The 13547-nt window shown below is 45.0% G+C and carries 7 protein-coding genes; 4 read left to right on the top strand and 3 right to left on the bottom strand.

The window, feature by feature from the left end; all coding sequences use genetic code 11:
• The 3 genes from DW917_RS10135 to DW917_RS17075 form a co-directional block, all read left to right on the top strand.
• Window positions 1-2319, top strand: a 2319-nt coding sequence (locus DW917_RS10135) for an MBG domain-containing protein (RefSeq protein ID WP_147344162.1), incomplete at its 5' end; no start/stop codon positions are given.
• A gap of 417 nt (window positions 2320-2736) precedes the next feature.
• Window positions 2737-2997: a hypothetical protein gene (locus DW917_RS10125; protein ID WP_118118382.1), complete on the top strand. Its 261-nt coding sequence runs from the start codon at window positions 2737-2739 to the stop codon at window positions 2995-2997.
• A gap of 3 nt (window positions 2998-3000) precedes the next feature.
• Window positions 3001-3192 carry a hypothetical protein gene (locus DW917_RS17075; protein ID WP_134844223.1) on the top strand — a complete coding sequence of 64 codons (192 nt, stop codon included), beginning with the start codon at window positions 3001-3003 and terminating at the stop codon, window positions 3190-3192.
• Here the strand turns inward: DW917_RS17075 and DW917_RS10120 are convergent.
• The 3 genes from DW917_RS10120 to DW917_RS10110 form a co-directional block, all read right to left on the bottom strand.
• Window positions 3170-4606 (bottom strand): ATP-binding protein, encoded by a 1437-nt coding sequence (locus DW917_RS10120; protein WP_158570119.1) that lies wholly within the window; start codon window positions 4604-4606, stop codon window positions 3170-3172. The two genes, DW917_RS17075 and DW917_RS10120, sit on opposite strands and share 23 nt — an antisense overlap.
• Window positions 4607-4749: 143 nt before the next feature.
• Window positions 4750-5169, bottom strand: coding sequence for a hypothetical protein (locus tag DW917_RS10115; RefSeq protein ID WP_118118378.1), 420 nt, complete (start codon window positions 5167-5169; stop codon window positions 4750-4752).
• A 110-nt stretch (window positions 5170-5279) separates the two neighbouring features.
• On the bottom strand, window positions 5280-7775 hold the full coding sequence (locus tag DW917_RS10110; protein ID WP_118118375.1) for a GH36-type glycosyl hydrolase domain-containing protein: 2496 nt from the start codon (window positions 7773-7775) through the stop codon (window positions 5280-5282).
• Between the two features lie 234 nt (window positions 7776-8009).
• On the opposite strand from DW917_RS10110, the gene DW917_RS10105 reads away from it, so the two are divergent.
• The gene (locus DW917_RS10105; protein WP_158570117.1) at window positions 8010-13535 is read left to right on the top strand and encodes an alpha-2-macroglobulin; all 5526 of its coding nucleotides are present in this window, start codon (window positions 8010-8012) and stop codon (window positions 13533-13535) included.
• The last annotated feature ends 12 nt before the right edge of the window (window positions 13536-13547 follow it).

The raw sequence follows: 13547 nt of genomic DNA, 5'->3' as shown, positions 1-13547 counted from the left end.
GCTCCAGCAGAGTATGCCGTTACAATCAGCGGTGCCGATGCTGAGAATTACAAAATCAGTTATAAGCAAGGTGTGTTGACTGTGACAGGTATGCCGAAGCCGATAATCTCAACAGACGAAGCAACGTTGCGCATCACAACAGAGACAGATAATGCAGTCATATACTATACTTTGGATGGAACTGAACCTAATGAGAACGCAAGAAAATATACAGAACCTATTAATCTGTATGCATCTTGTGAAATCAAGGCGATAGCTGTCAATGGTGATGCAGAGTCAGAAGTGTCCTCTGCGGAATATCATGATGCAGAATATCCTAACATCGTGAAGGTAGGTGATATTATTACAGCCAATATCATCAACAATGGTGAGGAAAATTTGCCTATGATATTTAAGGTGACGAGTGTGTATCCTTTCAATGTTGAGATGGAGAATAAAGAAGATTATGTTGAAGGATGGAGTAATAAAGATAAACTCTCTGGTGATATAGAAATTCCGTCTGTTGTTAAAAATGAGGGAATTTCCTATAATGTAATAGGTTTAGGAGGTGGTGCTTTGGTTTGGGCAGAAAATGTCACTTCATTGAAGTTGAATGAAGGGCTTGAATATACAAGTTCTCATTCAATGAGATGGTGTTATGGGTTGCATGAAATTGTAATTCCAAATACAGTTAAGGTTTTAGGGGAGGCTGCTATGACAGATTGCCATAATGTAAAAACGGTAGTCTTAGGTTCTGGGTTGGAACGATTGAAGTATCTTGCTTTTTGGGCGGTATCTCATAGATTGGAGACTATCGTAAGTCTTAATCCTGTTCCTGCTATATGTGATAGTCCTAATAGTACATTTGAGAGCCTTCCAGAAGGTGTTACGCTCTATGTCCCTCTTGGCTCAAAGTCTGCCTACGAGACAGCTCCTGGTTGGGATTATTTTGCAGGTCATATTGTAGAAATGGATATGTCTCCTGCTACAATCAAGGTGAGAAATTGTTCTCGAGAGTATGGGGATGATAATCCTACACTTGAATTTGAGACAGAGGGTGCTGCTCTTATAGGTGAACCAGAAATAATCTGCACTGCTGATAAAAATTCAAAAGTAGGAACTTATGAGATTGAGATAAACAAGGGAACGATTAAAAACTATTATGTGACATTTGTCCCAGGTACTTTGACGGTGACAAAAGCACCATTAGTTGTAACTGCTGAAAATTATACCATTACGCAAGGAGATAAACTTCCTGAGTTTACGGCAAGTTACAGTGGCTTCAAGAATGGTGAGGATGTGTCTGTTTTGACCAAGCAACCAGTCTTCTCTTGTGATGCAAATGAAGCAAGTGCTCCTGGTGAATATCCAATTAACGTATATGGTGTAGAGGCAGATAATTACAATGCTATTAGCTACGTTGCTGGAACTCTTACGGTTCTAAAGAGAGAGTTAAAGAAGCAAACAATCACTTGGGACCAAGAGATAAAAGCTAAGGTCGGCTCTACTATAGAAATGAATGCAACCGCATCTTCTGGTCTTCCTGTAAGATATTCGTACGCTCTGGTACCAAGAGTGGAAACTGCTTATCAAGTTCCTCAGATAGAAGGCAATAACATAACATTCCCAGAAGAGGGTACTTATATGTTGGTTGCTATTCAAGACGGAAATAATGAATATGCGGCAGCTACGGACACATTGGATGTCTGTGCAATCAGTGACGATGAGGGCTTGATGTATATTGATGGTATCTACTATAAATATACCGACGATGGCTCTGCACTGAAGGTGGTAAGGGGCTACAATCCTTATCAAGGAAAAGTGGAAATACCTGCAACCGTTAATGGTCTTCCTGTGACTGAAGTTGACGGGCTGGCTATGTATGCCTGCTATTACCTGAAAGAACTCGTTATCGGTGACAATGTGAAGAAATGCGGACATGAGGCTTTTGGAGCAAGTATAAACTTATGTAATGTCACATTGCCAGTTGCTGATGTTGAGTTTGCACATAATTGGATGTTTAACTGTGATAGAGGAATTCGGGAGATACATTGCCGTTCGTCCATTCCTTATGTTGTCGATGAAGGCATTTTTAATGGTGCTGTTGATTACGACAATTGCATTCTCTATGTTCCTGTTGGCACTAAGCAATCTTATGCTAATTCTGAGGTATGGAAATACTTTACTCACATTGTGGAGGAAAATGTTTCTACGAGTATTTCTAATATAAATGTGGAAAAGAAGAGTGTATGGTACACGTTACAGGGTGTTAAGCTATTTGTTAAGCCAAATATTCCTGGTGTATATATTCACAATGGGAAAAAGATTATTGTAAGATAAATTTAATGTAAGCGGTGGGTGTATTATGGTATTCTGTAGTACACCCACCTTTTTTGCTATAGTAGTAATAGCCCAAGTATAGGCTTTTGGTTTGGATATGCATCGAAGCAGAGTTCTTTTTGGTTTGGAAATGCAATGAAAATGATAATTTTTGGTTTGGATCTGCATCTAAAAAATGGAATTTTTGGTTTGGAAATGCTTGATTTTGCTTATTTTCGTTTGGACTTTTGAAAATAAGATGTATCTTTGCAGCATGATCCTTTAAATACTTTTGCTCTTTCAGAAAAATATGCATTATTGGCTGAAAGGAATGTGGAATTTAGCCAATAATGTTTAAAAATATGTATTATTGGCTTAAAACTGTGTAAGATATAGCCAATAATTGCTTTTTCTTGCTATCTTTGTTTTATCTCTGCCTTGGAGCACTTCTGGAATGGATGGGCTTCGGCACGTCGCGACATCGTTCTGATAGTCTGTGGCTCTGCCACTTCCTGGATGATGGACAAACTCATCAATAATCATGGTGGACTTTATGGTCGTCTTACCCATCGTCTATTCCTGCAACCTTTTTCTCTTGGAGAATCGGAAGCGTTTCTGAAGACCAAGGGGATGATGCGGTCAAAATACGAGATGGCAGAGCTTTACATGACTCTCAGGTCAAGCAGCGGTTGGGTATAGCTGGTGTATCCACCAATTTATATTCATGGCGGAGTAGGAGTAGTGGGGGAGGCTGATAAGCGGGCCGCTCAGATAGATATGGTGATAGAGCGTGGCGACAACACCATCAATCTATGTGGAATGAAATTCTCGGAAGGAGAGTTTGCCATCAATAAGGATTATCGTTTCGATTCTATTCAAATAGACTATCCATAGTAACCTCTTTTTGTACAATGCCACTATGCTTGCCATAAGCAACACCATAGGTGGTAATCATAGTGAGGTGAATGGTTTGCTTGGGAGAAAGAGTGGCTTTGAGTGCTTCTATGCGATGGCGCAAGCGTATTTCCTCTTCCTTGCTGATGGTGTAAGGGGAACTGGCAAACTTCATTTCACATAAGTTCACCACATTGTCGTTTCTGATAATCAAGAGGTCTATTTGAGTGCCATCTTGATTTTCGTCTCCTCTTACATTCCAAGCTGAGAGTGATGATTTGACACCACCGATTTCCAAGGCTCGTTTGATTTGCTGGATGTGTTGCCAGCAAACTTCCTCGAAGGCAACACCATGCCATGCCTTCAAGATGTCGGAAGTCATATTATCACTGATGAATCCTGCATCCTTGCTGTTTTCTTCTACATATTTTAGCCAGAATAGACAGAAGTTGTCTATCAGTTTGTAACAGATTGTACTTTTCGGCATACCATATGGGGAATAACATGTAATGAAATCGCTTTCAACCAAAGCTGCTAAAGTCTTGCTCAAGCCACCACCTAAAGGCAATCCTGTAGCTTTGCTGATTTCTTCTCGGGTAAACCCACTGTGCCGAGTTGCCAATAAGCGTACAATCTTTTTGCTATCTTCTGGATTATTGAAGATAGCAGCAAATAATCGGTTGAACTCATCCTTTAGTCTCGGTTTGTTACCAAAGAGAATCTTGTCTGTATTCTGTTCAAAACTCAATCCTTTTTGGAAGTAGCTAATATAATAAGGTATTCCACCGAAAACCATGTAACTTTGCAATATGTCATACTGGCTCATCTGTATATTGGCATGTTCAAAGTACATGGCACATTCTTTCAATGTGAAAGGGGACAGTTTGATTTCTGCAGTTAAGCGTCCATATAGCCCACCCTTGTTTTTAGAGAGATTGCTAAGAATCCAAGAGGTTGCGCTACCGCAAACGATTAACATGATATTGTCCCTGCCACTACACCAGCCATTCCAAAAGTTCTCAAAGGCTGGAAGGAAACCAGAGCGTGGGGTATCCATCCAAGGTAACTCGTCTATGAATACTACTTGCCGCTCACCATTGTCAAGATTCTGCAAGAGTTGTTCGAGTAGGAAAAATGCCTCCATCCATGTTTTGGGTGCTTTGTATCCTTCCAGGCCTTGGTTGAGCAAGGCGTAATAGAAACTTTCCAATTGAGTCTTCATGCGACTTTTTTCATTGTCTTGGTCAACTGGTGATACGCCTGTATGCTGAAAGGTAATGCGTCCTTTCAGTGCTTGTTTGATAAGAAAAGTCTTGCCAACACGTCGGCGTCCATATATGGCAACGAACTCGGGACGGTCGCTATGGTACAACTTTTCAAGTTCTGCGATTTCTTCTTTTCTTCCTACAATCATACTATATCTTTTGTTTAAAGTTGCCGCAAAGATACAAAAAAGAATTGTTCCGGCAAAATATACCATAGCTTATTCTGCCGATTTTATATGTTTTTTATAGAAATAGGCAAGATATGATGATATGAGAACGATGAAGCTATCTCTTAGAGATGCTCCTTCAAATCCACTTCCTCCACGTATTTCACAAGCGAATCCTTGCCATTAAGCAGATAGAAATCCACACGAACCACGTGGTCGATGTCTGCACTTCCCTTTACTTTTACGTGCCGGGTCTTACTATATAACAAGGTGTCACGACGGGAAGGGTAGGAGACAAGCTGAATCTGGTCTTTGGTGGAACCGCTTCCTACATAATATATGCCTACACTATCCTTGCTTGCTTTTATGGCTGCTATCTTCGCCATCTTCTTGGCATGAGCGGCAGTTGTGTCCTCTGGATAAAATTCGCTTGCAGCTACCGTGTCGCCATCATGCTGGTCGGGAGCATACTTGCAACTTGTATTTGTTGTTGTGATAAAGGCGGTGGCAGTTAGGACTGCTACAAAGTATAAAATCTTCTTCATCTCATTTTTTATTTCTAATTTGCCGCAAAGGTATAAAAAATAAGAAAATCGGCAAAATAAACGTTTGCTTATTTTGCCGATTTTATATGTATTTATGAGTTTTGGGCAATTTACATCTCTACGATTAACTCGTGTTTGCCTGCTTGACAAGGGATGACGCAACCCTCAATAGGTTTGCCATCTACGATGATTTGCTTCACTCCCTTCTCCTTGCCCTCTGGGTTTTTCACGGTGATATGATACTCACCGCCACGGAACTTGCGGGTCACCTCATACTCCTTGGCCGTGCTTGGCAGGCAAGGGTCGATATTCAAGCCCTCGTAGTCTGGTTTGATGCCCAGAATGAACTCGCTCACGGTGTACCACATCCATGCGGCAGTACCCGTCAACCATGAGTTCTTGCCCTCGCCTGGTTTGGCTGCATCCTTACCAGCTACCATCTGGCAATTTACGTATGGTTCCACCTTGTGCAAGGTCTGACATTTCTCCTCTACATAACTTGGAAGTATCTTGGTGTAGTGCTTCCAAGCATCGTTGCCACGTCCGGCTACCGTTTCGCCAATGATGACCCATGGATTGTTGTGGCAGAAAATTCCGGCATTTTCCTTGTAACCCTCTGGGTAAGAAGAAATCTCGCCCATTTCTACATGATAGGTTGTATAGGCAGGGTTGTTGAGCACCATACCATGCTCGCATTCCAATCGCTCCTTGGCACTATCCAAAGCTTTGTCGCAGAGTCCGTCTTCCAGACCGATACCAGCCATCGTACACCAGCCCTGGCTCTCGATGAAGATTTTGCCTTCCTCGTTCTCATCGCTACCTATCTTGTTTCCGAAGAAATCATAGGCACGGAGGAACCATTCGCCATCCCAACCATGTTGCTTTACGGCTTCGCTCATCGCATCCACCGCCTGCTGCATGCGCTCGGCTTCTACGAGATAATCTTCCTCGGCAAGTCCGGCGATAGTGCCTTCATGGCTGTTCACGGCTTCCTTGGCAAGCTGCTTGCACAGAGCCACGTAGTCCTTTCCGGTTACTACGAAGAGTCCGGCAATCATCAGACTCTCTGCCTTGGAACCTTCACCCTTATTCTCTGTAGTCTGGAAACTCTCGTTTGGATCCCAAGAGAAGCAGTTGAGGTTGAGACAGTCGTTCCAGTCAGCTCTTCCGATGAGAGGCAACTTGTGAGGACCGAGATTATTGATAACATGATTCATGCTGATCTTCAAGTGTTCGAAAAGGCTTACCTCGCTACCAGGCTGGTTGTCGAAAGGTACCTGCTCTGAAAGAATAGAGAAATCACCAGTCTCCTTGATATATGCTACAGTACCGAAAATCAGCCAGCAAGGATCGTCGTTGAAACCACCACCGATATCATTGTTGCCTCGTTTGGTCAAAGGCTGATATTGATGATAGCAGCCACCGTCTGGGAACTGGGTGCTGGCGATATCGATGATGCGCTGACGGGCACGAGTAGGTATCTGATGAACGAAGCCTACCAGGTCCTGATTGGAATCACGGAAGCCCATGCCTCTGCCGATACCGCTCTCGAAGAAGCTTGCTGAACGTGACATGCAGAAGGTAATCATGCACTGATACTGGTTCCAAATGTTCACCATGCGGTCGAGCTTGTCGTTACCGCTCTTTACGGTGAAGATATTGAGCAGGTTATCCCAGTACTGGTTGAGTTCAGCAAAGGCTGCATCCACTTTTTCGGTGGTATCGAACTTAGCCATCAGTTCGTGTGCCTTTTCCTTATTGATTACTTTCTTGGCTACGAATTTCTTGTCCTGCTCGTTCTCCACGTATCCCAAGAGGAAAATCAGGTCGCGGCTTTCTCCCGGTTGCAGGGTAACTTCGATATAATGTGATGCGATAGGGCTCCAGCCATGAGCGAAACTGTTGCGAGGTTTTCCTTCCATGACTGCTTCTGGGTCTGCAAACTCATTATAGAGACCGATAAAACTTTCGCGGTCGGTATCGTAGCCCTGAATCTCGGTATTCACGGTGTAGAAAGTATAGTGATTTCTGCGTTCGCGATATTCCGTCTTGTGGTAGATTGTAGAACCTTCTACCTCAACTTCTCCTGTAGAGAAATTGCGCTGGAAGTTTTCCATGTCAGTGGCTGCATTCCACAAGCACCATTCTGCAAAAGAGAATACCTTGAGAGATTTCACTTCTTTGGAATTATTTTTGAGCGTCATCTTCTGTACCTCAGCCCAAGTGTGGAGAGGAACGAAGAAGAGTACACTTGCCTCCACACCATTTTTGCTACTCGTGATACGGGTATAATTCATACCATGGCGGCACTCGTAGCTGTCGAGTGGGGTTTTACAAGGTTTCCAACCAGGATTCCAGACGGTATCGCCTTCCTTGATGTAGAAGTAACGTCCGCCATTATCCATCGGAACCCCATTGTAGCGATAACGGGTGATGCGACGGAACTTGGCATCCTTATAGAAAGAATAACCACCTGCTGTATTGGAGATGAGCGAGAAGAAATCCTCGTTACCCAAATAGTTGATCCAAGGCCATGGAGTCTTTGGATCTGTAATCACGTACTCGCGATTGGCATCATCAAAATGACCATACTTTTTCTCTGCCATTGTCTTTTTAGTATTTATATTGTTATTTATTCTTGTATTGAAGTGTTGATTCCGTATTCTAATTACTTAATTTAGTATTATATAATGAATGCTTAATTTAGTAAATAACATTATTTTGGTGCAAAGATAGCAAAAACTTTCAGTTATAAGGTTAGATAACGGATATTTTTTGTATTTTTGCAATTAGAATAGGTTAGAAATCTGACAATTGTTAACATAATGTGCACTTGGCTTATGAAAAGAAACATTATAACACTTATCATAGCTGTGTTTGCCATGATGCAAACTACGGCTCAAACTTATGACAACTTGTGGAAGCAAGCTGACATCATCGCTCAAAAGGACCAGCCGAAGAGCGAAATTGGGGTGATGCAGAAAATCATCTCCAAGGCTTCTGCGGCTAAAGACTACGGTCAGCTGCTGGCGGCTGAGATGAGGCAGGTGATGCTCTGGAAAGAGATTTCTGCAGACTCACTGACGCCGAATGTGAAGCGGATGGAGGCTGAAGCTTTGAAGACAAATGACCCGATGCTGAAAGCGGTGAGATATGCTGTGCTCGGCAAGGTATATCATGATAATCCGTATGGAATAGAAGTGGATGAGGCTTCTTTGGAACAAAGGGAGGATGCTTCTTATTATCAAAGTCAGCGAAAGGTAAACCTGAAGAAGAGCCAGGAGTTCTTCAAGAAAGCGATGGCGTACCCAGAGCTTCTTGCCAAGCATGCTTCTACTGAGTATGTGCCGCTGACTCTAAAAGGGGTGGACGGAAGTTCCTTCAAGAATGATTTGCTTCATCTCATCGGTTTTGAGGCAGACAGCAAGGAGGCGTATCTGCAGCTGTACACCTATTATAATAAGGTGGGAAATCGGGGTGCGGCTTGTCTCTGTGCCTACAAACTTATCGAGAAATACCATCAGGATGATGTAAGAGAGGTGAAGAAATCGAAGTATCTCAGAACCATCGACTCGCTCATCCATGTATATCAGGATATTCCGGAGGCTGGTGAACTTGCTGTGGAGCATTTCCGCTTCATGGAAGGTGCTACCGATGCCAAACCGCAGGATAAGCTCAACTATATCAACTATGCTTTGAGCCACTGGGGTGGATGGTCGAGAATGAATGTGCTTAGGAATGCACAGAAAAGACTCACCGAACCGATGTTCCAGGTGAAGGATATGCCGCAGGTATTGCGACCTGGGGAGAAGGCTTGGGCGCATCTGAATGTGCGCAATCTTCAGAACTTGAAAATCAGCATCTCCCGCCTCAATATTACGGCAGATAACGATTATAATGCGCAGGATGAGGCTACCTATAAGATGCTCCTGAAGAAGACTACGAAGCTGCATCAGAAGGATTTCAGCCGCAACTACTATGGTCGCCCGGATTACGAAGAGGTAAAGGATTCCATCGAAATCGGTGGCAATCTGCCGCTGGGTGCCTATCTGATGGAGGTGACTTCGGATAATACCGGCATCGCTCCGCAGCGAGAACTCTTCTATGTCAGCAATCTGGCGGTGATGATCCAGCAGTTGCCGGATGATAAACATCGCTATGTGGTGGTGAATGCTACAGATGGGCAGCCTGTCGCTGGGGCGAAGATAGAACTCTACGACCAGCGGTATGATTTCAAGACGAAGAAGGACAAGCGAATAGTTCATGCCCGCTTGACAACAGATGAGAACGGTGAGGCTTACTTCAAGAATGTGGATGGAGAGGTATTGGTTTCTACCAACAATGACAAGTTTACGCCAGCCAAGTACATCTATCTCAGCCGTACCCGCTATTATGAGAAGAAGGATAACGAGACTAAATATCAGGTTTATACCGATCGTGCCATCTATCGCCCGGGGCAGAAGGTACATGCCTCAGCCATTTTCTATACTGTCAAGAAGGGGTTGGATGCCAGCGTGCCAGGAAAGAGTATGGAACTGAAGTTTGTCCTGAGTGATGCCAACTGGAATCAGGTGGCAGAACAGAAGGTTACGACCGATGAATATGGTACGGCTTCGGTAGATTTCGAACTCCCGAAGGAGGGAAAGACAGGACAGTATTCCATCTCCGTGAATGGTACAGCAAGCGAATATTTCAGAGTTGAGGAATACAAGCGTCCAACCTTCGAGATTACCTTCCCGAAGGTGAATGAGAAATATAACTGGGGCGACACCGTGGTGGTGAAAGCTTCAGCCAAGACCTATGCTGGTGTGCCTGTGCAGGGTGCCAAGGTGGAGTATCAGGTGACCCGCAGAAATCAGCTCTGGTGGTGGGGTGCAGGCTCTGCCGGACAGTTGGTGAAGACCGACAGTTGCGTGACCCGTGAGGACGGAACCTTCGACGTAGAGATTCCGCTGGAGGCTTCCTTGTCAGGAAAAGACGAGGCTGATATGAGCGATTTCTTGCGCCAAGCCCGTTTCTTCAACTTCGAGGTCTCAGCCATCGTTACCGACATCAGTGGTGAGAGCCATGAGGGCGTGATGAGTCTGCCTTTGGGCACCAAGCCAACCATCCTCACGGTGAATCTTCCTAAGCGTATCGAAACAGACAGTCTGAAGACGGTGACCTTCGCTTACCGCAATGCCAGTGGTATGCCGATTTCGAGCAGGTTGAAATATCGCATTGATGAAGGCGAATGGAAGGATGCCGAGGCGAATGTACCGGTTTCTATCAAGGAATATGCTTCTTCAGCCTCTTCTTCCCTCGTTTGGAAATCTGGCGTTCATCAGCTGGAGGTAATCTGCGGACAGGATACCCTGCAGCAGAAGTTCACGCTCTTCAGTATGAAGGATACCCATCCGGTGGAGCCAACTACCGAATGGTATTATCAGACGGCGAAGACTTTCCCTCGTGATGGCAAGCCTGTCTATATCCAGCTGGGCTCTTCGGAGAACGGAGCACACATCGTATATTCCATCATCGCCGGCAACAAACTGCTGGAGAAGGGTGCCTGGGAGTTGGGCGACAGTATCGTGACTCTGCCTTTCACCTACAAGGAGGAATATGCGTCGGGCATCGTACTGAACTATAGTTTCGTGAAGCAAGGTAAGTGCTATACCCGAATGATGAGCATCGCCCGTCCTTTGCCTGAGAAGAAACTGAACATCGCCTGGAATACCTTCCGCAACCGTCTGACCCCTGGACAGAAGGAGGAGTGGACGCTGAAGATTACCACCCCTGACGGCAAGCCAGCCAAGGCGCAGTTGATGAGCGTACTCTATGACAAGTCGCTCGACCAGATAGCCCCGCATTTCTGGAATTTCTCCCTGGGCTTCTATCAGAGTTTGCCAAACTGCTACTGGAAGCACAACCTCAGTTTCCGTTCATTTTACTTGAATGGCGTTTATCCTACCAAGTATTATGACGAGAAGGGACTGGATGTGGATAAGTTTGATGGTAAATTCTTTAGCTATTATGCTTATATGCAAGCGGTGGAGCTGAGCAAGTTGGAACGTTCTCTTGGCGGAACCGTAGAGTCTGTTCGTATAAAGAAAGACGAGCTGGTTAAGGAAGAAGGGAGGGGCATGAAAACTCGTGGGAGTAATATGAACCGTGTTGCAGCGGCTGCTCCATCTGCCAACAAGGTTTTTGATGTAGTAGAGGAGATGCCGCAGTTTGTAGGTGGTTCTGGCTCAGACGTAGGACAGTACCTTGACAATGTGCAGGTGCGTGAAAACCTGAACGAGACTGCCTTCTTCTATCCTGCCTTGGAGAGCGACAACAATGGCAACGTAGCCATCAGATTTACCTTGCCGGAAAGCGTGACCACCTGGAAGTTCATGGGATTGGCTCATGACAAGGAAATGCGCAACGGTTTGCTGGTGGATGAGGCTGTGGCTCAAAAGACCGTGATGGTGCAGCCTAACATGCCTCGATTCCTGCGTGAGGGAGACAAGAGTTCTATCGTGGTGAAACTCTTCAATACATCTGATAAGAAGGTGAGCGGAAATGCCCGTATGCAGATTTTGGATGCTGAAAACCAGAAGGTGGTTTGGCAGAAAACGCAGAACTACAGCATCAATGCTGAGGGTTCTGCTACCGTTTCTTTCGATGTTCAAGGTCTGAAAGAGGGTGTATATATTAATAAGGTGGTGGCTGCCGGAAACGGATACAGCGATGGCGAACAGCACTATCTGCCGGTCTTGAGTGATCGTGAACTCGTAGTGAATACGCTGCCTATCACCTTGCATCAGCAGGGCGAACAGAGTTTCGACCTGAGCAAACTCTTCCTGGACAAGGAGGGCAAGCAGGCAAAGGGAACAGAGGAGGCAAAGGTCACCGTGGAATATACCAACAATCCAAGTTGGCTGATGATCAAGGCGTTGCCTGCCATCAGCAATCCGGATGATGAGGACGCCATCTCGCTGATGTCTGCCATCTATGCCAATACCATCACCACTTATATCCAGAAAAATCTATCTCTGGAAACCAGCCGTCTGCAAAATCAGGTGGAGAAACTGAGGAAGTTGCAGAATAACGATGGTTCCTTCTCCTGGTGGAAGGGAATGAAGGGCAGCAGATATATGACTACGGCTGTAGCCGAGATGATGGTTCGTCTGAATGCCATCGCCGGCACGCAAAAGTCAATCTCTAAAATGCTGACTTCTGCCATCAATTATCTCTCCTGGCAGACAGCTCGTGAAGTTAGAGAGATGAAGAAGATGGAGGAGAAGAAGCACAAGGTAAGTCCAAGTGAACAGGCGCTGCATTATCTCTACATTCTCTCAATGGATGGCAGAAAGATGAAGGAGAATTTCGAACAGGACCAGGCTTATCTGCTGGATAAAATGTCGAAGATGACCAGTGATTTCACCATCTATGGTAAAGCACGTGCAGCCGTGGTGCTCGCCAAGAACAGCCAGCAGAATGCTGCTTATCGCAAAAAAGCTGGTGAATATCTGCAGAGCGTGAACGAATATGCCGTTTATCGTGAGGAGATGGGCCGCTATTATGATACCCGTAAGGCACTCTATAGCTGGAGAAACTATAAGATTCCTACTCAGGTATCTGTGATAGAGGCGATGCAGCTGCTGAAGCCGAATGACAAGCAGACCATTGAGGAACTGCAGCGTTGGCTTTTGATGTCGAAACGTACTCAGGTTTGGGATACTCCAGTAAATACCGTGGATGCTGTCTATGCCTTTATGAAAGGTAATGAAAGCAACTGGAACAAGAAGGCAGAAAATGCCGTTTTGAAACTGGATGGCAAGCAGCTTCCGATGCCGCAGGATTCTACGATGTTGGGTTATATTAAGACCGAGAAGGTGGGCAAGGCATCAACCTTGAGAATCAACAAGAAGAGCGACTATACCAGTTGGGGTGCCGTTTATGCAGAATTTAAACAGCCGCTCAGCGAAATCGCTTCTTCTGAGTCGGGCATCAAGGTTCGCCGTGTCGTTGTTACTGCCGAATCACAGGGCAAGGAAAAGTCTCTGGCTAAGGTGGGCGAGAAGGTAAAGGTAACGCTGATGATCACCGCAGACCGTGATTATGATTTCGTGGAAATCGAAGATAAGCGTGCCGCCTGCCTGGAACCGGTAAACCAGCAGAGCGGTTATCAATGGGGCATGGGTTGCTATGTTTCTCCAAGAGACGACACAACAAATTTCTATTTCGATCGTTTATCTAAAGGTAAGCACGTTGTAGAAATGGAATATTATGTTGATAGAAATGGTGAATATCAAGCAGGTTCTTGTTCTGCCCGATGCACTTATAGTCCTGAGTTCTGTGGACGTGATATCGCTTATAAGTTAAGCGTACATCAATGAGAAATTAGAAAT

Origin of the sequence: Prevotella sp. AM42-24, assembly GCF_003461825.1 — a bacterium.
Lineage (GTDB): Bacteria > Bacteroidota > Bacteroidia > Bacteroidales > Bacteroidaceae > Prevotella > Prevotella hominis.
The sequence above is the reverse complement of the archived record's forward strand: the minus strand, read 5'-3'. Positions and strand labels throughout refer to the sequence as shown.

Excerpts from the sequence above, each read along its gene's own strand:
- DW917_RS10120 (WP_158570119.1), bottom strand. The coding sequence starts at position 4,606 with ATGATTGTAGGAAGAAAAGAAGAAATCGCAGAACTTGAAAAGTTGTAC.
- DW917_RS10115 (WP_118118378.1), bottom strand. The coding sequence starts at position 5,169 with ATGAAGAAGATTTTATACTTTGTAGCAGTCCTAACTGCCACCGCCTTT.
- DW917_RS10110 (WP_118118375.1), bottom strand. The coding sequence starts at position 7,775 with ATGGCAGAGAAAAAGTATGGTCATTTTGATGATGCCAATCGCGAGTAC.
- DW917_RS10105 (WP_158570117.1), top strand. The coding sequence starts at position 8,010 with ATGAAAAGAAACATTATAACACTTATCATAGCTGTGTTTGCCATGATG.